Source organism: Mesorhizobium sp. M1338 (genome assembly GCF_040318045.1).
Lineage (GTDB): Bacteria > Pseudomonadota > Alphaproteobacteria > Rhizobiales > Rhizobiaceae > Mesorhizobium.
Genome location: NZ_JAMYLL010000024.1, coordinates 60,188 through 83,974, shown reverse-complemented (window position 1 = coordinate 83,974; position 23,787 = coordinate 60,188). Strand labels below are relative to the sequence as shown.

The 23,787-nt window shown below is 64.2% G+C and carries 21 protein-coding genes; 8 read left to right on the top strand and 13 right to left on the bottom strand.

The genetic code is table 11. The features are described from left to right. Together NKH19_RS20660 and argE are read right to left on the bottom strand one after the other, a co-directional pair. On the bottom strand, positions 1-886 hold an 886-nt coding region (locus NKH19_RS20660; protein ID WP_352982721.1), incomplete at its 3' end, for a 2-hydroxyacid dehydrogenase. Between the two features lie 13 nt (positions 887-899). Further along, on the bottom strand, positions 900-2,024 hold the full coding sequence (gene argE, locus NKH19_RS20655; protein ID WP_352863595.1) for an acetylornithine deacetylase: 1,125 nt from the start codon (positions 2,022-2,024) through the stop codon (positions 900-902). Positions 2,025-2,264: 240 nt separating this feature from the next. Between argE and NKH19_RS20650 the strand changes: the two genes are divergently transcribed. Together NKH19_RS20650 and NKH19_RS20645 are read left to right on the top strand one after the other, a co-directional pair. Further along, positions 2,265-3,164, top strand: coding sequence for a GNAT family N-acetyltransferase (locus NKH19_RS20650; protein ID WP_352863593.1), 900 nt, complete (start codon positions 2,265-2,267; stop codon positions 3,162-3,164). Between the two features lie 720 nt (positions 3,165-3,884). Further along, a complete protein-coding gene (locus tag NKH19_RS20645; protein WP_352863591.1) occupies positions 3,885-4,235 on the top strand; it encodes a hypothetical protein in 351 nt (116 codons plus the stop codon). A gap of 55 nt (positions 4,236-4,290) precedes the next feature. Here NKH19_RS20645 and NKH19_RS20640 read toward each other — a convergent pair whose 3' ends face one another. The 8 genes from NKH19_RS20640 to NKH19_RS20605 all read right to left on the bottom strand — a co-directional run bounded on the left by NKH19_RS20640 (position 4,291) and on the right by NKH19_RS20605 (position 13,100). Then, on the bottom strand, positions 4,291-5,367 hold the full coding sequence (locus NKH19_RS20640; RefSeq protein ID WP_352863590.1) for an ABC transporter ATP-binding protein: 1,077 nt from the start codon (positions 5,365-5,367) through the stop codon (positions 4,291-4,293). Next, complete coding sequence (locus NKH19_RS20635) at positions 5,364-6,164, bottom strand: ABC transporter permease (protein WP_352863589.1); 801 nt, start codon at positions 6,162-6,164, stop codon at positions 5,364-5,366. Before NKH19_RS20635 ends, NKH19_RS20640 begins: the two co-directional genes overlap by 4 nt. A gap of 1 nt (position 6,165) precedes the next feature. After that, entirely contained in the window at positions 6,166-7,026 is an 861-nt protein-coding gene (locus tag NKH19_RS20630) for an ABC transporter permease (RefSeq protein ID WP_352863587.1), read from the bottom strand. Positions 7,027-7,093: 67 nt separating this feature from the next. Continuing rightward, positions 7,094-8,113, bottom strand: a complete 1,020-nt coding sequence (locus NKH19_RS20625; protein WP_352863585.1) for an ABC transporter substrate-binding protein — start codon at positions 8,111-8,113, stop codon at positions 7,094-7,096. Positions 8,114-8,196: 83 nt separating this feature from the next. Continuing rightward, entirely contained in the window at positions 8,197-9,675 is a 1,479-nt protein-coding gene (locus NKH19_RS20620) for an aldehyde dehydrogenase (RefSeq protein WP_352863583.1), read from the bottom strand. Next, positions 9,672-10,730 (bottom strand): LLM class flavin-dependent oxidoreductase, encoded by a 1,059-nt coding sequence (locus tag NKH19_RS20615; protein ID WP_352863581.1) that lies wholly within the window; start codon positions 10,728-10,730, stop codon positions 9,672-9,674. The genes NKH19_RS20620 and NKH19_RS20615 overlap by 4 nt, the downstream gene beginning before the upstream one ends. Before the next feature lie 5 nt (positions 10,731-10,735). Then, a complete protein-coding gene (locus NKH19_RS20610; protein ID WP_352982717.1) occupies positions 10,736-12,520 on the bottom strand; it encodes an alpha/beta fold hydrolase in 1,785 nt (594 codons plus the stop codon). Then, on the bottom strand, positions 12,513-13,100 hold the full coding sequence (locus NKH19_RS20605) for an amino acid synthesis family protein (protein ID WP_352863577.1): 588 nt from the start codon (positions 13,098-13,100) through the stop codon (positions 12,513-12,515). Before NKH19_RS20605 ends, NKH19_RS20610 begins: the two co-directional genes overlap by 8 nt. A 128-nt stretch (positions 13,101-13,228) precedes the next feature. On the opposite strand from NKH19_RS20605, the gene NKH19_RS20600 reads away from it, so the two are divergent. Beyond that, entirely contained in the window at positions 13,229-13,900 is a 672-nt protein-coding gene (locus NKH19_RS20600) for a GntR family transcriptional regulator (protein ID WP_352863575.1), read from the top strand. A gap of 572 nt (positions 13,901-14,472) precedes the next feature. Here NKH19_RS20600 and NKH19_RS20595 read toward each other — a convergent pair. Both NKH19_RS20595 and NKH19_RS20590 read right to left on the bottom strand, forming a co-directional pair. Then, a complete protein-coding gene (locus NKH19_RS20595) occupies positions 14,473-15,546 on the bottom strand; it encodes a Gfo/Idh/MocA family protein (RefSeq protein ID WP_502910991.1) in 1,074 nt (357 codons plus the stop codon). A 60-nt stretch (positions 15,547-15,606) separates the two neighbouring features. Beyond that, a complete protein-coding gene (locus NKH19_RS20590) occupies positions 15,607-16,302 on the bottom strand; it encodes a GntR family transcriptional regulator (RefSeq protein ID WP_352863571.1) in 696 nt (231 codons plus the stop codon). A 168-nt stretch (positions 16,303-16,470) separates the two neighbouring features. Between NKH19_RS20590 and NKH19_RS20585 the strand changes: the two genes are divergently transcribed. Together NKH19_RS20585 and NKH19_RS20580 are read left to right on the top strand one after the other, a co-directional pair. Then, positions 16,471-17,628 carry an LLM class flavin-dependent oxidoreductase gene (locus NKH19_RS20585; RefSeq protein WP_352863569.1) on the top strand — a complete coding sequence of 386 codons (1,158 nt, stop codon included), beginning with the start codon at positions 16,471-16,473 and terminating at the stop codon, positions 17,626-17,628. Next, positions 17,628-18,113: a flavin reductase family protein gene (locus NKH19_RS20580; RefSeq protein WP_352863567.1), complete on the top strand. Its 486-nt coding sequence runs from the start codon at positions 17,628-17,630 to the stop codon at positions 18,111-18,113. Before NKH19_RS20585 ends, NKH19_RS20580 begins: the two co-directional genes overlap by 1 nt. On the opposite strand, the gene NKH19_RS20575 is transcribed toward NKH19_RS20580, so the two are convergent. Further along, complete coding sequence (locus tag NKH19_RS20575) at positions 18,095-19,162, bottom strand: LacI family DNA-binding transcriptional regulator (RefSeq protein ID WP_352863566.1); 1,068 nt, start codon at positions 19,160-19,162, stop codon at positions 18,095-18,097. The two genes, NKH19_RS20580 and NKH19_RS20575, sit on opposite strands and share 19 nt — an antisense overlap. Positions 19,163-19,273: 111 nt before the next feature. Between NKH19_RS20575 and bglB the strand changes: the two genes are divergently transcribed. From bglB to NKH19_RS20560, 3 genes are read left to right on the top strand one after another with little or no spacing between them, the layout of a single operon-like run. Then, positions 19,274-20,374, top strand: a complete 1,101-nt coding sequence (gene bglB / locus NKH19_RS20570; RefSeq protein WP_352863565.1) for a beta-galactosidase BglB — start codon at positions 19,274-19,276, stop codon at positions 20,372-20,374. Continuing rightward, positions 20,371-21,204 (top strand): 5-dehydro-4-deoxy-D-glucuronate isomerase, encoded by an 834-nt coding sequence (kduI, locus tag NKH19_RS20565; RefSeq protein ID WP_352863564.1) that lies wholly within the window; start codon positions 20,371-20,373, stop codon positions 21,202-21,204. Before bglB ends, kduI begins: the two co-directional genes overlap by 4 nt. Next, positions 21,201-23,720 (top strand): hypothetical protein, encoded by a 2,520-nt coding sequence (locus tag NKH19_RS20560; RefSeq protein ID WP_502910989.1) that lies wholly within the window; start codon positions 21,201-21,203, stop codon positions 23,718-23,720. The genes kduI and NKH19_RS20560 overlap by 4 nt, the downstream gene beginning before the upstream one ends. Positions 23,721-23,787 lie beyond the last annotated feature (67 nt).

Here is a 23,787-nt window from a genome sequence, read left to right as displayed (position 1 = left end):
CGAGGCCCGCGCGGTGGCGCCTGATGTTGTCGATAACGGCGGGCGCAGCGGTCGCCGGCTGGGTGACGCTGGCGACATGCGGGGTCAGAATGATCTTCGGATGCAACCAGAACGGATGGCTCGGAGGCAGCGGTTCAGGATCGGTCACGTCGATCATCGCCGCCGACAGATGGCCGCTGTCGAGCGCGGCGAGAAGGGCTTCATGGTCGAGCTGCGGCCCCCGGCCGGTGTGGACGAGCGCTGCGCCCTTGGGCAGCTTCGCAAACAGGCCGGCATTGAGCAAACCGCGCGTGTCTCCCGTCAGCGGCAGCAAGCAGATCAGTATGTCGCTGGCAGCGAGCATCTCCTTCAGTCCAAGCTTTCCATGATGACAGGCCACACCCTCGATCTGCCGCGGCTCGCGGCTCCATCCGGCGAGCGGGAAGCCGAAGGGCTTCAGGCGGTCGAGGACGGCTTGGCCGAGCTGCCCGAGGCCGAGCACGCCGACCCGGCGCGACACGGCCGGGAGCTGCGCGATATCCGCCCATTCGCCGGCGCGCTGCTGCGCCAGATAGGCCGGCAGGTTGCGGTGGAGGGCAAGCACGGCAAGCGTCACATATTCCTGCATCATGCGCACGATGCCTTCCTCGATCATGCGCACGATCTTAACGTTCGCAGGCACCGCATCGAGGCGAAGCTGGTCGACGCCGGCGCCAATCGAAAACAGGATTTCCAGATTCCTATAACGGGCGAGGTTATCCGGCACCGTCCAGCTGATCAGGTAACGCACGGCGTCGGGATCGACCGTTGCGGCATTCATCGTGAAGGGGACGTCCGGCAGTTCTCTCGCGAAGGCATCGGCGAAGATCGTCCCGCGGCGCGCATCGGAATTGAACAGGAATGTCATTCCGCTTTCCCCTTCAAGCCGCGCAACGGGCGCCCAGCACCTCGATCAATCGCTGGCAGACGGCGAGTTCGCTGGTGAAAATGTACTCATCCGGTTTGTGGGCGCGGTCGATGTCGCCGGGGCCGCAGATGATCGCATCGAACCCAGCGGCCTGGTAAAGTCCGGCCTCCGTACCGTAGCTGACGGCGGCAAGCGGCACCTCGCCGGTCAAGGCGTGCAGCAGTCCCGCAAGTGGCGCATCCTGCGGCAGCGACAGCGCCGGATAGGCGCTCATCGGTGTCCACTCGATGCGAAAGCCATCGGCCGCAAGGGCCTCTGCGCGCGCCCTTACAGGCGCCAGCAGGCTTGCCGGGTCGACGCCAGGTATGGCGCGTGCCTCCAGGTCCAGCGTGCAGGTGTCGGGGACGATGTTGACCTGATGTCCGCCAGCCATCACGCCCGCTTGCAGCGAGGAATAGGGCGGCTCGAAGGCAGGGTCGAACGGACCGTGCGTCAGCCGTTCGGCCTCGTTCACGGCTGCGTTCAGCGCATCGGCCATGGCATGGATGGCGTTGAGCCCAAGGTCGGGTCGGGAGGAATGGCCGGAGCGCCCGTTGACAATCACGCGGGCGGCCGCCTTGCCCTTGTGGCCGCGCACGGCGCGCATACCGCTCGGCTCGCCGACAATGACGCCGAGCGGCTTTGCGCAAAGCTCAGGAAGGCGGGCGATCAAATGCGGCACGCCGCGGCATCCCACCTCCTCGTCATAGGAGAAGGCGAGGTGGATTGGCCTGGCGAGGCGCAGTCCCGCCAGCGTGGGCACGGCCGCGAGTGCCGCGGCAAGAAACCCTTTCATGTCCGTGGTGCCGCGTCCGTAGAGCCGTTCGCCCTCCCGGCGTAGCGCGAAAGGGCTCGAACTCCATTGCGGCTCACTGGCGGGGACGACGTCCATGTGACCGGATAGGATGTAGCCCGGGACATCGGCGGGGCCGATCGTCGCGAAAAGATTGGAACGATCGCCTTCCGGCCCTGGAAGTACGGTGACCTGGGTTCCGTGTTCCGCGAGATAGCTCGCGATCCAACTGGCGATATCGCCGTTCGGCCTGCCAGCGACCGATGGAAAGGCGACGAGACGATCGAGGATGTCGAAGACGTCCATTCCAGCCCTCAAAACATTTCGGGTTCGCCGGATCGGTGCCGTCGACCATATGCTGCTAGATTTCCAGAGAGAGTGTGCGCGTTCTTTCGCGATTGCGTGCCGAAAGCGGAAGTGTTTCAGTCGAATCTTGCGTTGGCGCGCGGCTTTCGAGCAAATCGTACCGGGCTGCTTGTTTAGCGTTGGCGGGACAGTAGGCGGTCGCCAATAGGTCGCCCTCCCTCGTTGTAATCTTTCAGGGGCATGGACTTGAAGCCTTCCGAGAGCTTGAAAATCGATACTTTCTCGATGCGCATCGACGGCATCGAAGGCGTCGATCTTGACCGGTTGCACGCACTCTCACTCTCCGTGGGATGGCCGCATCGCGCCGAGGATTGGCAATTCCTGCGCCAATCGGGAGAGGGGTTCGTGGCGCTCGACGAGATCGGCCGGGTTCTTGGCTCGGCCATGTGGTTCGCGCATGGCACGGATTTCGCAACCGTGGGCATGGTCATCACCTCGCCGCGGCTCCAGACGCTGGGTGCGGGGCAATGGCTGATGAAGCGGGTCTTCGACAGGGTAGCCGGCCGCGACTTGCGCCTCAATGCGACCAGGGCGGCAAGGCGGCTCTATCTCTCGCTCGACTTCCAGCCGGAGAAGACTGTCTATCAATGCCAGGGCATCGCCCGCCTGGAGACGACGGGTAGCCCGGGAGACATACGCGATGTCAGGACCTTGGGCGCAGGGGATATTCCAGCAGCTATCGCACTCGACGCGGCAGGATCTGGCGTGAGGCGGGCGGCACTCATCGAAAGGCTTTTCACGCACTCGGCCGGTTATGGTCTTTTCAAAGATGACAAGCTGAACGCGTTCGCGCTCTGTCGACCGTTCGGGCGGGGCCACGTCGTGGGGCCGGTCGTGGCGGAAAGCGACGCCGAGGCGGTAGCGGTTGTCCAGCCACACGTGGCCGACCATTCGGGGTCTTTCCTGCGGATCGACACCCACATGGACAATGGCGAGTTCGCCGCCTTTCTGTCGCACAGCGGAATGCCGGTTTTCGACACGGTGCTGACCATGTCGATGGGCAAACGCTTCGCCGATTTTTTCGTCGGCGGCGCAGCCACACCGATGACCTACGCCCTCGCCAGTCAGACTCTCGGGTAGTAGTCCAGTACGCAGCCAGGCGCAGCTGTCCACGCCCTTGCAGACACTCTTGTGGCGCTAAGAGAAGTACGGTTTCTGCAGCTATGCTGGACCGAACGCATGAGACCAAAGCGGATTGTCACAGCCTTCGGAGTTACCCAAGGCAGGCGCGCATCAATGTGGCGCATATCTAGTCAAGTTTGGACGATGAAAGCGTCGCGAAACCATACGGAACGATACGGGAAGACTTCTGATTCTGGCCCACGAAAAACTCAATGAAATCAACAGTTTTCGTACGTCCTCCGGGCCCACCCAGAACGACAAGCGTTTGAATTATTTATCTTTTTTACTTGCCTTGCCTTTGCATTTTGGACTCGCACCCCTTCGGGTCTCTTCGAAAATCGAAAATTCCACAACATGAGAGTGGTGGGAGCTTCGTGATAGATACCAGTCTCAAGAGTCATGAAAGACTGAAGGGGGACCGCCCAGGCACGCCGGATCCAGTAGTTAGCGGGTGGCTTAGATCGTTTGGCGTCGCAACGACAGTGATTGAACTCGCGGGCAAATGATCAGACGCAGCCCTCCTGTCCGTGCGAGCGAATCGAGAGCAGAGGCGTTTCAAAGTCGCGCAATATGCCGTCTGGAACGCTGCCGGGGCTAGGGGATCCGAAAATCGCCGATGCTTGGCGGCCGCCGCTGTTGCGAAGCTCCAGGTCGTGCCAATGATGCGAGCGGCGTGACATGGCGAGCGATCATGACTCGATGCCACGCGCCTTGATGGTTGGCATCAACACCCGACTTATCTCGATCGAAGTCGCCGAGGGATCAAAATGGGGGATGGAAGACCTCCTCGAACTCAAATGCCAGCGTTCGCAGCAGCGGGCCGCAATGATGGCCTACGCAAGCGCGCCGTGGTTCAGTGAGCGGGTGCGTAAGCTGAGTCCGCAACTCAATTGCTATCCGAGCAGCAGAAGGGTTCAACCGCACAAGGTCGGTGATGCGCACGGTCAGAGGTGTATCATTCGCGGTTCGCAGGTGCCACACGCACACTGCCATCGAGACGGCAGCTGGCATCCTGTCTTCTACGTGTAAAGTCGCGTATCTGCGATCTGGAACAGATTGTTACCTTGACCCACTTTTGGAAAACTCAGGCCGGAAACAGGAACGCGGCGGCCGGATCGAAAAACACGTGCCGATGACGTTGCGTTGCGTCGTGCGATTGCATGGCGGTCGACGTCGGCCTGATGTCGACTTCCTGTCCGTTGGCGGTGCGCGCGACGATGCGCCGGCGCTCGCCATAGAATGCGACATCGACGATCTCGACATTGAGTTCCGCACTCATCGGCTTTCGCCTCATGCCGAACGCCTCCGGCCGGATCATCAGTCGGGTTTTTTGACCCTTGTCGAAAGCGCGGTTGACGCTGACGCCGGAGACGACCGAACCGTCTGCGAGCCGGATCGTTGCCGCTCCATCGATGGTTTCGAGATGTTCGGCGGCCAAAAAGTTCGAATTGCCTATGAAGCCGGCGACGAAGTCGGTCGCGGGCCTGAGATAGAGGTCCTCGCCGGTGCCGGTCTGCTCGATGCGACCGTCTTTGAACAGGGCGATACGGTCCGACAGATGCAGCGCCTCTTCCTGGTCATGGGTGACGTAGAGGATGGTGACGCCGGTCTCGCGGTGGATGCGGCGGATCTCGGCCTGTATCTCCTCGCGCAGCTTCTTGTCGAGCGCCGAAAGCGGCTCATCCATCAACAGGATCGGCGGATCGTAGGCCAGCGCCCGCGCCAGCGCGACGCGCTGCTGCTGGCCGCCTGACAGCGCGCCGGGCAATCGCGCGGCGAAGCTCTCCAGCCGCACCAGCGCCAGCATGTCGGCGACCTTCTTCTTCACCTCGGCATCAGGCCGGCGGCGAACCCGCAGCGGGAAGGCGATGTTTTCGGCCACTGTCAGATGCGGAAACAGCGTGTAGCGCTGGAACACCATGCCGATGTTGCGCTTGTGCGACGGCACTGCGAGCAGCGACTTGCCTTCCAGCTGTACGTCGCCGGAGCTCGGGTCCTGGAAGCCAGCAATGGCATAGAGCGTGGTCGATTTTCCCGAGCCCGACGGTCCGAGAAAGGTCAGGAATTCGCCCCTGGGTATCTCGAGGGTGACGTCATGCACCGCGGTGAACGCGCCGAACGCCTTGCGCAATTTGCGGATGGAAAGGAAGGGCTGGGTCATGTCTGGAACTTTCGGCGCAGCAGTGCCGTCACCACCATCAAGGCAAGTGTCAGACCGACAAGCAGGCTGGAGGCGGCGGCGACGACTGGGCTCAAATCCGACCGCAGACTGCCCCAGATCTTGACCGGCAAGGTCTGCAAGGTCGGGCTGGCCATGAAGATGGCGACGACGACTTCATCCCAGGAGGCGAGGAAGGCAAAGATGGCGGCGGAAAAGATCCCGATCCGGATTGACGGCAAGGTGATCCGGAGCTTTGCCTCGAGCGGGCTGGCGCCGCAGACGATCGCTGCGTCCTCGATCGACTTGTCGAAGCCTTCCAGCGCTGTGGCGATCGGGATGATGGCGAAGGGCAGCGCCAGCACCGTGTGGGCGATGACGAAGCCGATCGTGGTGCCGCCAAGGCCAAGGCGCAAAAAGAAGGCGTAGATGGCGATGGCGAAGACCACGACCGGCAGGACCATCGGCGTCAGAAGCAGGCCGCGCAGGATTTCACGGCCCCGAAACTGGCCGCGAACCAGCGCAAAGGAGGCGAGCAGGCCGATTGCCACGGCGAGGATCGCCGTCATGGTGGCGATGCGGGCGCTGGTCAGCGCCGCCTCCAGCCAGGCCGGATCGGCAAACAGTTCCTGGTACCATTTCAGCGTCCAGCCGGGTGGCGGAAACGCCAGCCAGCGCGACGATCCGAACGACAGCAGAACGATAAAGACCACCGGCAGGAGCAGGAAGCCGGCGACCAGTACCGTGAAGCCGAGCAGCGCAATTTTCAGCCAACCCATGCGGTCATAGTCGAGCAGCATCTCAGACGCCTCCCGTCACGCGCCGGGCGCCGACGAGGCGCAGCTGCAGCGCGTAGAGCGCCATGGTGACGACAAGCAGGATGAAGGCGGCGGCGCTGCCGAGCCCCCAATTGAGCAGCGACTGGATCATCTGCGCAATCATTTCGGCCAGCATCATGTTCGACGTGCCGCCGAGCAGCGCCGGCGTGACGAAATAGCCAAGCGACATGACGAACACCATCAGCCCGCCGGCGGCGATGCCGGGCAGCGACAGCGGCAAAAGGATGCGGCGGAAGGCCTGGAAGGGGCTGGCGCCGCACAATGCTGCGGCACGCAGCGTCATCGGGTCGATCGCCCGCAAGCTGCCGACCAACGGCAGGATCATGAACGGCAGCATGATGTAGACCATGCCGATGGTGACGCCGGTGAGATTGTTGATGAGCGGCAGCGGCTGGTCGATGATCCCGGTGGCGATCAGCGTCCGGTTGATGACGCCGGTGCGCTGCAGCAGCACCATCCAGGCATAGGTGCGGGTGAGCAGATTGGTCCACATCGACAGGATGATGACGCCGAAGACGATCGAGGCCAGCGCCGCCGGCATGATCGCCAGCATCCACGCGACCGGAAAAGCGACGAGGACGGTAACGGCAGTAACGACCGCCGCGACCAGGAAGGTGTTGAAGAACACCCTGGCATAAGTGCCGTCGCCCAGCAGCGTCGCGTAGTTCTGCAGGCTGGGCGCCGGCTCGGTGATGCTGCGCAACAGCAGGGCCAGCACCGGGACGACGAAAAACAACGCGATCAGGATCAGCGCCGGCAGCAGGCCACTGAAGCCTGCCGGCATCCTGACTGTTCCAAAGCTCTGACGCGTTTCGACCGACATGGCGGGAACCTTTTGTGGAACGAGACAGCTGGAGCCGCCTCGTCCCGTTCTGTTGCGGCAGCCGGCGCTACTTCGCCTGCCAGGCGTACCAGCGCGTCGCGATGGCGTCGCGATTTTCGGCCCAATAGTTCATGTCGAGATTGATCTGCCCTTCGACATGGGCGTCGGGCAGCGACTTCACGACGTCCGCCGCCATTTCGGCCTTGGCCTTGGTGTTAACAGGCGCATAGCCGCTGGCTGCGGCGAATTTCGCCTGGCCGGTCGGGCTGCTTGCCGCGGCCAGGAACTTCATTGCCGCATCCTTGTTCTTGGCGCCCTTCGGCACCACCAGAACGTCAGCCGCTGTCAGGTTCTGGTTCCAGGAGACGCCGACATCGGCGCCATCCTTCTCCAGTGCAAAGACGCGGCCGTTCCACAGCTGGCCGAACGTCGCTTCGCCGGAGGCGATCAACTGTTGCGACTCCGCGCCGCCGCCCCACCAGACGATGTCCGACTTGATGGTGTCGAGCTTCTTGAAGGCGCGGTCGAGATCGAGCGGATAGAGCTTGTCGGCGGGAACGCCGTCAGCGAGCAGCGCGATCTCGATGACGCCGGGCGCCGACCATTTGTAAAAGGTGCGCTTGCCCGGGAATTTCTTGGTGTCGAACATGTCGGCCCAGCCGGCCGGGTCGCCCGAAACGGCGCCCTTGTTCCAGGCGAGCACGAAGGAATAGTAGAAGCTGCCGACGGCGTGTTCGGTGGTGAAGCGCGGATCGAGGTCGGCCTTCGGCACGGCGGTGAAATCGATCGGCTCGAGCAGGCCGTCCTTGGCCGCCTTGATGGCGAAATCCATTTCGACGTCGACGACATCCCAGTTGACGCTGCCGGCGTCGACCATGGCCTTCAGCTTGCCGTAGTCGGTCGGGCCGTCCTGCATGACCTTGATGCCGGATGCGGCCGCGAACGGTTCGGCCCAGGTTTTGGTCTGCGCTTCCTGGGTCGTCCCGCCCCAGGACGTGAACACCATGTCCTCGGCCTGTGCGGCCGTCGTTGCCAGAACTGTCGTTGCCAGAAATCCGGCCAGAATGCCGGTGATGATCAGTTTCATGTCGTTCTCCTCTGTTTGTTTTGGTTCTTTTCTGTTTGCGACCGGCGTTTTCGCCTTGATCGCGTTTCCCCGGCCAGCGGCGGCTACCGCATGACGAAAGGATCGGGAATCGGGTCGTCCGAGGTGCGTATCCACACCGACTTCGAACGCGTGTAGTCGCGGATCGCGTCCATGCCACCCTCGCGGCCGAGCCCTGACTGGCCATAGCCGCCGAACGGGACCAGCGGCGAGACGGCGCGGTAGGTGTTGACCCAGACCACGCCGGCATGGATGCCGCGCGCCATGCGGTGGGCTTTCGCGAGATTGGTGGTGAAGACGCCGGACGCCAGGCCGAACGGCGTGTCGTTGGCAAGCGCCAGAGCTTCGACTTCCGTATCGAAGGCGAGTACGCTGAGCACGGGGCCGAACAGCTCCTCGCGCACGCAGGGCAGGCCGGTATTATCATTAGCATCGATGATCGTCGGTGCGTAATAGAGGCCACCGTCGTGGCCGGCGGGCCGTTCGCCGCCGGTGACCAGTCGCCCACCTCCGGCAAGGCTTGCCGCAACAATCTTCTCGATCCAGTCGCGCTGCCGCGAGGTGGCCAGCGGCCCCATTTCGGTCTCGGGGTCCTGCGGATCGCCGATCCGGATCGCTTCTGCCTTGTGCCTGAGCCGGGCGAGGAATTCATCCTTCACCGAACGCTCGACCAGCAAGCGCGAGCCGGCGACGCAGCTCTGGCCGGTGGCGGCGAAGATGCCGGCGACGACCGCGTTGGCGGCGCTGTCCAGATCGGCATCGGCAAACACCACGACCGGACTCTTGCCGCCGAGTTCGAGCGTCGTGAAGGCAAGGTTTTCCGCCGTGTTCCTGACGATCTGCCGGGCGGTTGCCGGACCGCCGGTGAAGGCGACGCGGGCGACAAGCGGATGGCTGGTCAGGCGATGACCGCAATCATGACCAAAGCCGGTCAGGATGTTGACGCTGCCTGCGGGAAAGCCGGCCTCATGGACGAGTTCGGCGAAGGCCAGCAGCGGGGCGGGGCCTTCCTCGGAGGCCTTGAGGACGACGGTGCAGCCGGCCGCCAGCGCGGGCCCGAGCTTGACGGCGGACAGGAAGAGTTGCGAATTCCACGGCACGATGGCGGCGACGACGCCGATTGGCTCGGGCCTGATCGTCACCTCCATATCCGCCTTGTCGATCGGAACAAACGAGCCTTCGTGCTTGTCAGCCAGCCCGCCATAATAGCGATAGTAGTCGCCGACATAGGCGATCTGGGCGCGGGTCTCGCGGATGATCTTGCCGGTGTCGCGCGTCTCGAGTTCCGCCAGCCGATCGGCATTAGCGGCGACGAGATCGCCGAGCCGCACCAGGAGCTTGCCACGCGTGGTCGCCGTCATCGCTGCCCACGCGCCGGAGCGCAGCGCTCGATGAGCGGCATCGACGGCGCGGTCGACATCATCAGACGATGCGGCGGGCATTCTTGCCCATGCCGTGCCGGTCGACGGGTCGATGCTGTCGAAGGTCGCGGCCGCCTCCTCGAAGCTGCCGTCAATGTAGTTCCTGAATTGAGCGGTGCTCATCGCAATCCCGCTTTCGGTCCGGAAAATGCCGGCATCACCCTGTCGATGAAGAGCTGCAGCGATTTCTTCTTGCGCGTATGGGAAAGGCCGCTGTCGATCCAGATCGAATACTGATCGCAGCCGAGCGCCTCGTAGGCCTTCAGTCTGGCTATCACCTCGTCGGCTTCGCCGATGACGAGGTTCTGCCTGATCTTGTCCGGCGCATATTGCGGCATGGCCGCGATCTCGTCGTCGGCCAGCGGCTCCAATATGCCCTGGTGCACCGGTTTCTTGTTCTGGAACCAGGCGCCGAACTGGCAGTAGAACTGCGACAAATCTTGCGCGAGGCGGTCGGCGTCGGCCGCGTCCTCCGCGACGAATGTATGCATCAGCAGCATGATTTCCGGCCGCGTTATGTCGGGATGGGCTGCACAGGCGGCGTTGAAGCGCTCCATCAGGCTAGCCACTTCGCCATCGCCGGAGGCCAGCGGCGTTACCTGGACATTGCATTTGCTGGCGACCGCGAAGTCATGCGAGTTCGGATCGCGCGCGGCCACCCAGATCGGCGGATAGGGTTTTTGCAACGGCTTGGGCGACGAGGTGGTCGACGGAAACGACCAGAACTCGCCGGAGAGTTCGAAATCGCCATCCCACAGGCCGCGGACCGCCGGCACCATCTCGCGCATGCGCTGGCCGGCGCTCCAGGCCTCGAGGCCGGGAAAAAGCCGTTGGTATTCGTAGGCGTAGGCGCCGCGCGCGATGCCGATGTCGAGGCGGCCGCCAGAGATCACGTCGGCCATCGCCGCTTCGCCGGCAAGTTTGATCGGGTGCCAGAATGGCGCGACGATCGTTCCGGTTCCAAGCCGGATGCGCTTGGTCTTGGCGGCGAGCCAGGCAATGTTGATGAACGGGTTCGGCGAGATGGTGAATTCCATCCCGTGATGCTCGCCGATCCAGGCAGTCTCGAAGCCGGCCTCTTCGGCCTGCACAACCAGCTCTTCCAGCTCGCCGACAAGCTCGGAATGCGGCTTTGCCAGATCCGACCGCTCCATATGGACGAAAAGCGAGAATTTCATCAGCGTCACCCGTGACCGGAAAGAAGAACTGGCAAGGGCTTGGCGAGCGGCCGGACTTCGCCTTCGACCTCGTTGCCGACATAGACGCCGAACGCATCCTCCGTGCGCTCGCGAACATAGCGGCCAAGCATCGAACGCACCGCCGGATCGGCAATCCTGAGATCGGCGATTTGGTTGATGTCGACAAGACGGGCCTGCCGATCGTCTGAGGCTGGCGCCTCGACCGTACCGCGATAATAGACATGTGTGCGCGATGGAGCTGATACATCGTCCCAGACGGCGAACAGGAAGCCGAGCTGCGCGTCGATGGCCTTGGAGGCAAGACGCCCCTTCAGACTACGCGCATCGCTCGGCGTGCCCAGTCCGCGCCCGGCCGGCAATTCGTGGAAGCCGTCGGATGTTTCGAAGAACAGCACACGGCCGTCATTCTCGAGAATGGCGCCGACTTCCGTATCGGGCGGCGCCGCGGCCAGCGCTTCCTGGCTGAGGCCTGGTGTCACATAGGTGCCCCGGCAATAGCCGAGCGGCTGTGCGCCGTTGTGACTGAAGTCGCGAACGCGGCCGATCAGGATCGAGTGATCGCCGGCGTCGACCAGTTGCTGCATGGCACAATCGAAGACCGCGACGGAACCCTCGATCAGCGGATTGCCGGTCTGGCCGGGTTGCCAGGCCACGCTCGCGAACTTGTCCGCGGCCTTGGAGGCAAAGATGCCGGAGTGGGCTTTCTGACTTTCCGACAGGATGTTGATCGCGAAGCCTTTCGATGTCGAGAAGGCGCTGTGTCCCAGCGCCTTCTTAGCGATGCAGATAAGCACCAGCGGCGGTTCGAGCGAGACCGAGGTGAAGGAGTTGGCGGTGAAGCCGCGCGGCTCGCCTTCCGCACTGACCGTGGTGACGATGGTGACGCCGGTCAGGAAGGAGCCGAGCGCACGCCGGAATTCGCCGCTGTCGAAGGTGGCATCGGCCAGCGGTGCCGCAGCTTCGACGTCGAGAAAGGTGCTGATGTGTTGAGTCACTTTTCCGGGGGAAGCTATCGCCATCATGTGCCTTTCTCCGCTGAGCACCAAGCATTGGCCGTGCGGCGCGAGCCTTGCCATCGCCGCCGACATGGCCGGAGTCGAATTGCTGTCGTCAGACCCGGTCATGAACAGGGCCGGTACGGCCAGCCCGGCCAGAGTAGCGGCATGCTCGGCATCGGCATGGGCAAAAAGGCGATAAGTGCGCGCGTAGCCTTCTGGGTCGACGCCTTCAAGAGCCGCGCGAGCTGTTGCCGCCGCACCCGCCAGGCTTTCCGGCAGCGGGTCGCCGAACCAGCGGGCCAGCGTTGCCGCGATGGCGGAAGCATCGCCCTGTGAGCCCAGCGCCGCCGCTCGCTCGCGCACGGACCGCGCCAGGGCGCCGGGGCGGCGGAAGACCGCGTTGAGGCAGACGATGGAGCGCACGCGCGAGGGCGCGCGAAGGGCGATTTCGAGGGCGACCAGCGCGCCCATCGAATGGCCGACGATCGACACCGAGGCGAGACCGAGATGGTCGAGCAGGCGCAGCGCTTGGTCGGCGAAATCCGACAGGGTGGCATTTTCCGGCGGCAGCGGCGAGTTGCCGTGGCCGAGCATGTCGATGGCGATCAGGTCGTAGCGGTCTTGCATCGACGCCATCTGATCGCGCCAGATCGCCGCGTTCATGCCGACGCCGTGGATGAGCAGAACCGGCGCGCCGGAGCCGGCGCGGATGAAGCCGGTGCCGTCCGGAGCCTTGTCCCGGATCCATGCGGGGGCGGCGGCATCAGCCATGCAGGTCTCCCACCTCCTTGATGTCCTGATAGCGGTCGCCGATGCGGTGATGCGGGCGGCCGCCGATCGAAGCGCCAAGCGCCACCACAAGCTCGTCGGGAGCGGGGGCGTCGCCGATCTGGAAATGCACGGTCAGATAGTGCGAGCGGCGGCCTTCGTCGTTCTTGTCCATCAGCGGGATCATGATCGGCGTGTTCGGCCCGCCGCGCAGATTGGTGAAGGCGAGATAGGTCTTGGCGCCGACCGCGCGACGGTAGTGGTTGCCGAAATGCAGCGTATGGATCAGCGCCGATGCATGCTCGATCTCGCCCGCCGTGCCGCAGATGGCGGCTTTGCCGTAGCCTTCGATCGCCTCGCCCGAACCGGCGACGGCGATGATCTCGCGCGTCAGCAGTTCGCCGAGGACGGGAGCGACGGCGCGGATCTCCGGTGACAGATCCTCGGTGAAACCACGGCCGGCCCAGGGGTTCGTCAGCACCGCGGCGACGCCGATCAGGCGCAGCGGCTGGGGTGCGGCCTTGCCGCCTTCGATCAGCGTGTTCTCGATGTAGGTGACGATCTTTCGAATGGCCGGTTTCATCAAAATCCTCGGTCGGATGGCACAGTTTCGCGCCATCATCTTATGGTATACCATGCTATGGAGCGCCAAGAACCTTGTCAACTGGCCATGGAATCTGTTTTGTGGCAGCGCGAGGAAGCGGAGAGAAAATGTCAGACGATACGCTGCGGATCGACCGCTCTGCCAAGACATTGCGGACGCTGGCACTGGAGCGTATGCGCGAGGCGATCATGGGCTTCCATTTCCAGCCCGGTGAAAGGCTGGTCGAGCGGCCGCTTTGCGATCAGCTTGGGGTCAGCCGGTCGGTCGTGCGCGAGGTCCTGCGGCAACTGGAGGCGGAAGGCCTGGTGCAGATGATACCCGGCCATGGGCCTGCCGTGGCCAAGCCGGATCTCGGCCGCACCGACGAGATCTATGAACTGCGGGCGCTGCTGGAGGGCATCGCGGCGCGGGCTTGCGCCATGTCGGCAACGAACGACCAGATCGCCGTGCTCGACGGCGCTTTGACCAATCTTTTCGAAGCGTGGGCCTCAGGCGTGCCGGTCGCGGTGATGCGGGCGACGACCAAATTCTACGAGGCGCTGTTCGAAGCGGCCGACAAGCGCATTGCCTGGGAAATCGTCACAGGGCTGAACGTCCGCATCAACCAACTGCGGTCGATGACCATAACTTCAACCAATCGCCGGGAACCGGCGATAGGCGAAATGACCGCGATCATGGACGCAATCAAGTCTCGCGACCCGGACAAAGCCGAGGCGGCCGCCCGACATCATGTCGAACAAGCCTGGTCTATCGCGCAACAGTTGTTGCGCTCGAGGTGACAGTGCGTTTTGTTGTGAAGCTCAAGCATTAATACAAAGTCCCGGCCTAGCCCGCTACGCTACGATCCCAATGGCTGGCCGCAAGGCGCTGATCGGTGCCGGGTTAAAGGCCTGTCAAGACCGACATTCGGACCGAACCTGGGTGAAGCTACGGGGCAGAGGCGAACTCCAAAGTGGGACTCTCAAGTCTGTGACCGCCCGTTGGGGCAATTTCCCTACGCCACAGAGATACTGCACAAGTGCCTCTGATCGAGCAGCGCTTGGCGCGTTTGGGGGGTGGGACGTGGGCGCCGGCGGCCAACGCCGCAAGCCGTGGAACCATACGGAACACTACGGAATGATTTCCAATTCTGGCCCTCGAAAAAACCAATAAAATCAACGATCTTAATACGTCCTCCGGGCCCACCATCGCTTTAACTTATTGATTCTATTTTGTTTTATGACCATAACAACCTCGGAGTTTTGGACTCGAACCCCTCGGATATTCGAGCAACGAACGATGTGGGAATATTTCGCCGTGGCCGGGTGCAATGATGGTGGCCGCTGGCTGCCATCTCGCCAGGCAGCACTCCCTAAGTTGGCAGCGCGAATTCACTGGCGAGGTCGATGGCGCGGCCTTGGCGGGCGGAGATTTCGGCGGCAAGACCCATGATGACGGCCCACCAGCCGTCCTGCGAGGTCACCTCCACCTTGCCCTGTCCGCGCACCGCCGCGACAAAGCGGGCGTGCTCGAAATAGGTCGAGCCGTTATGGTCGCCTGCCGCGAGCAGCTGCGGATCGACCGGGATTTCCAGGACCTGCGGTCCCGGCGGGTTGCGCGGGCTGACGATGAGCTGCGGCACCGGGGCAGGGCCGAGATGCCGCGGCCAGAAGCGGGCCGGTCCGGGCACCAGGCATTCGATCTTGCCGTTGCCGCCGACGGCGGAGAGTTCCTCCTGGTAGCGGCTGCCCTCGGCGAACATGCACAGCTCCAGCATGGCGCGCGCGCCGCTGGCAAAGTCGATGAGCACGTAGCCATGGTCGAGAATATCCGGCGTCTCGCCGTCGTAGCGTTCGTCGAGATGGTTCACGGCCTGTCCCGCACTCGCCATCACACGGACAGGGTCAGATTTGAGAATCAGCCGCATCAGATCGAAGAAGTGGCAGCATTTTTCGACGAAGGTGCCGCCGGTGTTGCGGTTGAAGCGGTTCCAGTCGCCGACCTTGGCCAGGAAGGGGAAGCGGTGCTCGCGAATGGTCAGCATACGGATGCCGCCGGTGGCGTCGCCGGCCTGCTCGACGAAGGCGGCGACCGGAGGCATATAGCGGTATTCCATGGCCACCCAGACCAGCGGGAGCCGGGCCTTCAGCGCAGCGATCCGCCCTTCGTCGGCGACGTCAGTGAAGAGCGGCTTTTCCACCAACACTGGCAACGGCCGCAGTTTGGCGATCTCCTCCAACTGGGCAAGGTGGCGATGGTTCGGGCTGGCGATCAGAACGCAATCGATCTCGTCCATGGCCAGCAGCGCGGCGACCGACCCTGCCGATCGGGCGCCCGGCGTCATCGCCAGCGACGCTGCCAGCATGCCGGGGTCCGGTTCGAAGATCGCGGCGACATGGGCGTCCGGTAGCAGGGCGATGTTGCGGATGTGCTCCTGGCCCATCATGCCGCAGCCGATGATGCCGTAGCCGATCGATGATTTGGTCACGCAGCGTCTTCCTTCGGTCTATTTGAAACGTATCACGTAGCGCGCCACGCTCGGGTCGAACCAGCTGCGGGAAAATTCCACGCTGGCTCCGTCGCCGGCCCAGGCGATGCGCTCGATGAATCCAACGACCGTCGCAGGCAGCGGCCTGAAATCGGCCGGGGCCCAGTCAGGCACGGGTGCAACGGCGATGCGATCCTCTGCGCGAACGATCGAGAAGCCGAGCGCGAGCCGGTAATGGAGGTAGAGCGATTCCGACAGGTCGTCGCGCTCGAGCCACTCGGCACGGCTGGCGTCGAGCCAAATCTCCTCGACGGCGGCGGGCTCGCCGTCGAGCCGCCGCAGGCGGCGGATGCGGTGCGCTTCGTCTGCACTGCCGAATTCCGGCAAGTCGGACGGTTTGGGCAGACGCTCGACCGACAGCACGTCGGCTGTCGGCAGGCCACCACCGCCGATGCGCTCCAACCGGAAGAAGGCATAGACGCCGAGCAGATCGCCGCGCGCCCGCACATAGTTGCCCGACCCCTGGATGCGATCGAGAAGCCCTTTTTCGGTCAGTTCGGCAAGCGCGCGCCTGAGCGTGCCGACAGCGATTCCAAGGCTACCGGCCATCTCGCGCTCGGGCGGCAGCCGCGCCCCGTCGGCCAAGCGTCCGGCCGCGATTTCGCGGATCAGCATCTCACTGATCTGCAGGTGCACGGGCAGGGGGCCGCGCATCTGGCTGGATCGGTGGCCGGGGTCCGCCCTTGTCAATTGCATCCCGCTTCCCAATCGCATCCCGGTTCCTCCGGGCGGTGTCAAAAATTGATACAGTATTGATCTACATCAAAACGGCTGCTACGCAAGACCCATTCGCAACCCAAGTCGTCTGCAAAAGGGTGAGCAATGACCATCGTCCCAATCACCTCGCCGGATCTCGACGCAGCCGAAGTCTCCTGGTTCGCCGCGCTCTGTTCGGACGACTATCGCCATCTCGGCGTAGAGGATGGCGCGCTGCGCTCGAGCTGGGCGCACTGCTCGCAGATCGTGAAGACGTCCGAGGACCTCGGCTTCCGCAACATCCTGTGCCCGTCATCCTATCAGGTCGGCCAGGACACGCTGAGCTTCGTTGCCGGCTGCGCGCCGATAACGTCGAAGATCAATATGCTCGCCGCCATACGCTGCGGCGAGATGCAGCCGATCATGCTGGCACGCACGATCGCTACGCTCGACCACATGCTGGAAGGCCGGCTCACGGTGAACATCATCTCGTCGGACTTTCCGGGCGAGACGGCCGACAGTGCATACCGCTACCGGCGCTCCCGCGAGGTGGTGCAGATCCTGCGCCAGGCCTGGACCCGGGACAGCATCGATTTCGAGGGCGAGGTCTACAGCTTTAAGGGCCTCTCGACGGCGCCGGCGAAGCCCTATCAGCAGAATGGCGGCCCGCTGCTCTATTTCGGCGGCTACTCGCCCGACGCGCTCGAGCTTTGCGCCGAACAGTGCGACGTCTATCTGATGTGGCCGGAGACGAAAGAGGAACTCGCCGGCCGCATGAAAGCCGTGCACGAGCGCGCCGCGCGCCATGAGCGCACGCTCGACTACGGGCTGCGCGTCCACATAATCGTGCGCGATACCGAGGCCGAGGCGAAGGACTATGCCCGCGAGCTGGTTTCGAAACTGGACGACGAGCAGGGCAAGGCGATCCGCGAACGGGCGCTCGACGCCGGATCGCTCGGCGTGTCGCACCAGGCCAGGGCGCGTGAGGCCGCCGACGCGCAAGGCTTTGTCGAGCCGCATCTGTGGACGGGGATCGGGCGGGCGCGGTCAGGCTGCGGCGCGGCGCTGGTGGGCTCAGCCGACCAGGTTCTGTCGGAGATCGAGGCGTATATGAAGATGGGCATCCGTGCCTTCATCTTTTCCGGCTATCCGCATCTCGACGAGGCGCGTCAATTCGGCACCAAGGTGCTGCCACAACTCAAGACATGCTCGCTGCCGCACGCCTATGGCCGGGTGCCGGACCGGATCCCGGCGACACCATTGGGAACAGAGGAGCGGCGCTGATGGAGCATATCGTGTGCGATCCACGCCTTTTGCGAAACGCGTTCGGGCGCTTTGCCACCGGGGTCACGGTCGTCACCGCCGCCACAGTCGACGGGCCGGTCGCGATAACCGCCAACAGCTTCTCGTCGGTGTCGCTCGATCCGCCGCTGGTACTGTGGTCGATCGGTCGCCACTCGCGCCGGTTCGACGCCTTCGCCAACGCCACCCATTATGCCATCCACGTGCTGGCGCAAGACCAGACCGATCTGTGCTGGCGCTTCTCGAAATCCGGTTCCGACTTCGCCGGTCTCGACCTCTCGTGGAATGAGCACGGTGTGCCGCTGCTGCCGCGGGCGCTGGCGCGGTTCGAATGCGGCGTCGCCGACCGTTTCGCGGCAGGGGATCATTTGATCCTGCTTGGACGCGTCCTTGAACTGGAGACGCAAGAAGGTTCGCCGCTGCTCTTTGCCGGCGGCAAGTCCCGGGCTCAAGGCGCGGGCAGATGACGGCCGGCGTCGGCCCGGGCTGGTGCCGTCGACTGGCGCACCACGAGATGGCAGGCGAGTTCGACGCGGCGCGGCGGCGATCCCGAATGGGCCATGTCGTCGAGCAGCAGGCTGAGAGCCGCCGACCCGATCTCGCGCATCGGAATATGCATCGCTGTGAGCGGCGGGCTGCAGAAAGCCGCCAGCGGCAGGTCGTCCATGCCGACGACGGACACGTCGGCAGGCACCGAAAATCCGGCTTCCTGAACGCCGGCGATCGCACCGAAGGCCAGGCTGTCGCCGGCCGTCAGCACGGCAGTGAAATCCAGGCCGCGCGTGGCGATGCGCTCTTTCACGGCTTTGCTCGCAAGCTCCGGCAGCCAGTCCTGCACCTCGACAACGAGGTCCTCGAAGCCGGTAATGCGGTGCGCGATCAGCGCGTCGCGCCAACCCTCGTAGCGCCGTTCGATCGTGCGCCGGCCACGCCGCATCAGGAACAGGATGCGGCGGTGGCCAAGGCCGATCAGGTGCTGCGCGGCAAGCATGGCAGCGGAACGATTGCAGGGCGTCACGCTCGAATGGCGCATCGAGGGATCGTCGCCGTTGACGAGAACGATCGGCTTGGAGAAGCCGGCCGCCAGTGTCAGCACGTCGTCATCATCCAGCGTCAGAAAGAGGCAACCGGCGACGCTGTCGTCGTGCTCGGCTTCGCGCAAAAGGGCGGTCTCGTCCTGCGGCGTCGCCACCGGCCGGGTGACCAGTTCGACGCCGAGCAGCCGGGCGCGTTCGTTGAGTCCGTCAAGCACGTGGTAGGTGAACTGGCTGCGGGCGCTGTCGACCATCGCCACGCTGCTTGCGGCCAGGATGACCCTGCGGCCGGCAGCCGAAGCAGGAATGGCGTAATTCATCGACTTCGCCGTATCGATGATCGAGGTGCGCAGCTCATTTCTAACACCGGCAACGCCGCTGAGCGCACGCGAGGCGGTGCTGACCGACACACCGCACCGCGCCGCAATTTCCTCAAGTCGGATGCGGCGGCTGGGACGGCCCCGCTTGCCCTGGACAGTCATGCGCTTCTGCGTCTCCGGCAAAGTTGCTCAACTCTGCAAAAAATTTTCAGATTGCGCAAGAAAAATGCCTGTGGAACAGTCTTCATGGAGGCGAGAAAAACGGGAGGAGTGATGCCGCTGTCGGCCCAACGTCTGAATTCCGCGCTTGCGAGCCTCGTGGCGGGCATGGCCGGCCTGCGCCACGACGGGCGGTTCGATGAGCCGAACCTCGACGGGACGCCGGGCGATTACGTCAGCTTCGACAGTTGGGAGTGGCCGCAGGGCGTCGGGCTCTATGGGCTGGTTCGATTGTGGGCGCGGAACGGCGACGATCGGCTGCTGCAGACGATCGAGGCTTGGTACGACAGGCATATCGCAGTCGGACTGCCAGCGATGAACGTCAACACCACTGCACCCTTGCTGGCGCTCAGCGAATTGTGGCGTCGCCGGCGCCAGCCGCGCTTCGAGCCGGTCCTGCGCGAGTGGGCCGAGCGGGTGGTCAGCGCCATGCCGCGGACGCCCGAAGGCGGCTTCCAGCACAATGTTTCGGACCGGGTCAACGACGACGAATTGTGGGACGACACGCTGTTCATGGTGGCGCTGTTCCTCGCTTCCTATGGTCGGGCCGCCGGTGAGCGCCGCTTCGTCGAGGAGGCGGAGCGGCAGTTCCTCGTCCACGCCCGCTACCTCGCCGATCCGGCATCCGGCCTGTGGTTCCACGGCTGGACGTTCGAAGGCAGGCACAATTTCGCCCGCGCCCGTTGGGCGAGGGGCAATGCCTGGATCACGGTGGGCATCCTCGATCTGGTGGAATTCGCCGAGATATCGCCTTCGGTGCGGACCTATCTGCTCGGCGTGCTGGAAACGCAGATCAAGGCCCTGCTCGACGTGCAGGCCGGATCGGGCGCATGGCATACTCTGCTGGACGATCCGACCTCCTACGAAGAAATTTCTGCCACAGCCGGTTTCGGCTATGGGCTGATGAAGGCCGCGCGGCTTGGCATCGGCCCGACGGAGTGTCGTGTCGCCGGCCTGCGGGCTCTTGAAGCGGTGGTCGCCAACATCGACGACAAGGGTGTGGTCGCGAACGTGTCCTACGGCACGCGCATGGGACACGATCTGCAGTTCTACCGCGACATCCCGATACACCCGACGGGTTACGGCCAGGCGCTGGCCATCCTGTGCCTGACCGAAGGCTCACGGCATCTGCAGGCGAAGGTGGAGGCGGCATGATGCGAACGCTCTATGGCGCATCGCCTGGCGACATCGCCGGCATGGACACGGAGCGGCTGAAGGCCGAATTTCTGGTCGACGGCCTGTTCCGGCCGGGCGCCATCGAATTCGCCTACACCCATATCGACCGCATGATCGTCTGCGGCGCGGTGCCGCTGGCCAACCCGCTGTTGTTCGGCAACGGGGCCGATGTCGGAACCGAACTCTTCTTCACCGCGCGCGAGATGGGCATCGCCAATCTCGGCGGCAGCGGCACTGTCATGGTCGATGGCTTGCGCTTCGCCGTCGCCAACCGCGACGTCGTCTATGTCGGACGCGGCGCGCGTGAGGTGGCGCTGGAGAGCGACGATCCGGAAAGGCCGGCGCATTTCTACATGAACTCGGTGCCGGCCGGCGCCGATATTGCCCACCGCCTCATTGCCAAGAGCGAAGCCAAGGCGCTGGTGCTGGGCGAGGAGGCGCGCGCCAACAAGCGCACGCTGCGCATGTATATCCATCCCGAAGTGGCGCCGTCCTGCCTCTTGCTGATGGGCATCACCGACCTCGCGCCCGGCAGCGTCTGGAACACGATGCCGCCTCACCTGCACGAACGGCGCATGGAGGCCTATTGCTATTTCGACCTCGCAGCAGCGGACCGTGTGGTCCACCTGATGGGCCGGCCGGACAATACCAGGCATCTGATGGTCGCCGACGGTGACGTCGTGCTGTCGCCGGCCTGGTCTATCCATATGGGCGCCGGCACCGGCCCCTATGCCTTCGTCTGGGGCATGACCGGCGAGAACCAGGCCTACACCGACGTCGATCCGGTTGCCGTGAAGGATTTGCGATGAGCGAGGCCGCCCACACCATGCAAGCCGACTTTGCGTTGCGCCGGCCGGTCGCGTCGGGCCAGCCGATCGTCTACTGGCGGCTGGGCTCAATCGCCGAGCAGCGCTACGACGTCGCCGACCAGCCGATGAAGGGGGAGATGGATCCCTTCTTCTTCCTGACCAAGCACAAGAATTTCATTCCGCATGAATATCCGTGCCGCACCGAGTTCGTAGCCGAGCGCCGCGGCAAGCGGCCTCAAATCACAGCTGAGTTCAGCGCCGCGCGCATCTGGCTGCCCTTCGCCTCGCCGCGCGTCGACCTGTCGGGGTTCTGGTTCCGGCCAACGGTGCTCGGAAGCTGGGCCGAGACGATCATAGAGGCCGCCTCGGCCGGCGAGGCCCTGCTCAGGCTACGCACATGCGGCGGCGCCATCCTCTTCGCCAATGGCGCGGAAGGCGGCTGGATGGCGCCCTACGGCCGCAATCTGGAAAGCGCCGAGGATTTTCGCATCGCGCTGAAGGCCGGCCGAAACACCATCCGCATCTGGTTCGACGATCTCGCCGAACGCGACGCCCGTTATTATTTCCAGCTCGACTATCTCTCAGGTCCGGCAATCTCTATCGCACTGCCGATCGAGGTCGAGGGCGGCGTCGCCAACGCGATGGAAGCAGCCCTCGACGACATGCATTTCGAGCGTCCAGCCTATGATGGCGGCGAGGTGGCGCTGGTCACCGGCGTGGCCTTACCGCGCGACGCAAAAGTCGCGATCGAGATCGAGGGCGATTTCATGTCGATCGAGGCGCCGGTGCGCTTCGGCTTAGATCTGCCCAAAGGGCAAACGCGGCTGCCGATCGCTGACACCGAGCAGCTGCCCGCCGACTTTCGCCATTTCAAGGTGACGCTGACAGTCGGCGACTACAGCGCATCGCGTGTGTTCGGCGTCGAGATCTGTCACGCGCGCCGCCAGGGCGACGCGCCGGCAACGATCGCCGCGCGCATCGATGAGGCACTGGGCGAAGTCGCGGGTCACGCCGAGGCCGATACGGTGCGCGCGCTGGCGCGCCTGGCGATCGGGCAGGCGGGTGCGGAGACCGACGCCATGATCTCCGGCGCGCTGCCGGCTATCGAGGATTGTCACGATTGCGCCGACTTTATCCTGGTGCCGTTGCTGTGGTGCCGTGGGGTCTATGGCGACCGGCTGGCGGCGGACCTGCGTGGGCGCGTCGACAAGGCCATTCTCGGCTATCGCTACTGGATGGACGAGCCCGGCAACGATGTGCAGTGGTATTTTTCCGAGAACCACGCACTGCTCTTCCACACCGCCGCCTATATCGCCGGCGGGTTATTACCCGACGCACGCTTTGTGCGGTCAAGCCGCCTTGGCCGCGAGCAGTCGGCTGTGGGAGCGGCGCGGGTGCGGGCTTGGCTCTACCATTTCGAGGCATGGGAGATGGCTGAGTTCAACTCGGCGCCCTATTTCCCGATCGACCTCAAGGGCCTGTGCGCGCTCTATGCACTCGCTCCGGAGAAGGACATCGCTGAGCGTGCCGGCAAAGCCATCATCCGCCTGCTCGAGATCGTCGCCCGCTCGGCGCATCACGGCATGCTGACCGGCGCGCAAGGCCGCTCCTATGAGCACACGCTGCGCGCCGCGCGCTCGCTGGAGCTATCGGGCATCTGCCGCATGGTCTGGGGCAAGGGCAATTACGGCATGCGCTTCCATGCGCTGCCGCAGCTGGCGCTCTGCCTTCGCGACCACGGATTGAGCGTTCCCGCCGAGCTGGCGCCTATTGCCTCTCTTGCCGACGATACGGCGTGGGAATGGGCTTTTGCGCAGGGACAGGACCGCTTCGCCCGGCTCTACCACCACAAGACGCGCAACCATGCGATGGGCAGCGCCGCCGGCTATCGCTGGAACCAGTGGGGCTATCAGGAGACCGTCATCCATGCCCGGCTGGGCAACAATGCCGATGCGCAGATCTGGATCAACCATCCGGGTGAAGTCTTGCAGTCCGGCTATGGCCGCCCGTCCTATTGGGGCGGTTCCGGCACCTTGCCGAGGGTTCACCAATACCGCGACCTTGCCGTCGTCAGTTTTGCCTGTTCGGACGAACAGCCCGACTTCACGCATGCCTGGTTCCCGGCCAGCGCCTTCGACGCCGCGCAGGTGGATGGCCGCCGCGCCTTCGCGCAATCGGGCAACGCCTTTGCCATGCTGAAGACGGATGTGCCGCTGACGCAGATCAAGGGCGGGCAGACCGCCGGCAACGAGTTGCGGGCGGCGGGGCGCAAGACGATCTGGGTCGTTCGCCTCGGGGACAAGAACGCCGACCTGCCGGCGCTCGACGCCTGGGTCACCGCCTTTGCCGACATGTCGGTACGGCCGGGGGCCGAAGGCGAGCTTATCGTTGAGGATCCGGAATACGGCACTGTGCGTTTCCTCGCCGACGCGAAAGTGGTGGCTGAGGGACGGATACTTAATCCAGCCGACTGGACCGTGCGCGGTGAGGCGACGCGCATGCAGCGCAGGGAATAGGAGGATCGCCGCGCCCCTCATGGGAGGAGGGCATGGCGGCTTGGACCATCGGGGCGAGCCCCCGACA

Bases quoted from the DNA above. Each gene is read 5' to 3' on its own strand.
- NKH19_RS20620 (WP_352863583.1), bottom strand. From the start codon at position 9,675: ATGAGCACCGCTCAATTCAGGAACTACATTGACGGCAGCTTCGAGGAG.
- NKH19_RS20600 (WP_352863575.1), top strand. From the start codon at position 13,229: ATGTCAGACGATACGCTGCGGATCGACCGCTCTGCCAAGACATTGCGG.
- NKH19_RS20615 (WP_352863581.1), bottom strand. From the start codon at position 10,730: ATGAAATTCTCGCTTTTCGTCCATATGGAGCGGTCGGATCTGGCAAAG.
- kduI (WP_352863564.1), top strand. From the start codon at position 20,371: ATGATGCGAACGCTCTATGGCGCATCGCCTGGCGACATCGCCGGCATG.
- NKH19_RS20640 (WP_352863590.1), bottom strand. From the start codon at position 5,367: ATGACCCAGCCCTTCCTTTCCATCCGCAAATTGCGCAAGGCGTTCGGC.
- NKH19_RS20625 (WP_352863585.1), bottom strand. From the start codon at position 8,113: ATGAAACTGATCATCACCGGCATTCTGGCCGGATTTCTGGCAACGACA.
- NKH19_RS20605 (WP_352863577.1), bottom strand. From the start codon at position 13,100: ATGAAACCGGCCATTCGAAAGATCGTCACCTACATCGAGAACACGCTG.
- NKH19_RS20645 (WP_352863591.1), top strand. From the start codon at position 3,885: ATGGCGAGCGATCATGACTCGATGCCACGCGCCTTGATGGTTGGCATC.
- NKH19_RS20590 (WP_352863571.1), bottom strand. From the start codon at position 16,302: ATGCGCGGCCCCCTGCCCGTGCACCTGCAGATCAGTGAGATGCTGATC.
- NKH19_RS20580 (WP_352863567.1), top strand. From the start codon at position 17,628: ATGGAGCATATCGTGTGCGATCCACGCCTTTTGCGAAACGCGTTCGGG.
- NKH19_RS20560 (WP_502910989.1), top strand. From the start codon at position 21,201: ATGAGCGAGGCCGCCCACACCATGCAAGCCGACTTTGCGTTGCGCCGG.
- NKH19_RS20650 (WP_352863593.1), top strand. From the start codon at position 2,265: ATGGACTTGAAGCCTTCCGAGAGCTTGAAAATCGATACTTTCTCGATG.
- NKH19_RS20630 (WP_352863587.1), bottom strand. From the start codon at position 7,026: ATGTCGGTCGAAACGCGTCAGAGCTTTGGAACAGTCAGGATGCCGGCA.
- NKH19_RS20610 (WP_352982717.1), bottom strand. From the start codon at position 12,520: ATGGCTGATGCCGCCGCCCCCGCATGGATCCGGGACAAGGCTCCGGAC.
- NKH19_RS20575 (WP_352863566.1), bottom strand. From the start codon at position 19,162: ATGACTGTCCAGGGCAAGCGGGGCCGTCCCAGCCGCCGCATCCGACTT.
- argE (WP_352863595.1), bottom strand. From the start codon at position 2,024: ATGGACGTCTTCGACATCCTCGATCGTCTCGTCGCCTTTCCATCGGTC.
- bglB (WP_352863565.1), top strand. From the start codon at position 19,274: ATGCCGCTGTCGGCCCAACGTCTGAATTCCGCGCTTGCGAGCCTCGTG.
- NKH19_RS20595 (WP_502910991.1), bottom strand. From the start codon at position 15,546: ATGATGGGCCAGGAGCACATCCGCAACATCGCCCTGCTACCGGACGCC.
- NKH19_RS20635 (WP_352863589.1), bottom strand. From the start codon at position 6,164: ATGCTGCTCGACTATGACCGCATGGGTTGGCTGAAAATTGCGCTGCTC.
- NKH19_RS20585 (WP_352863569.1), top strand. From the start codon at position 16,471: ATGACCATCGTCCCAATCACCTCGCCGGATCTCGACGCAGCCGAAGTC.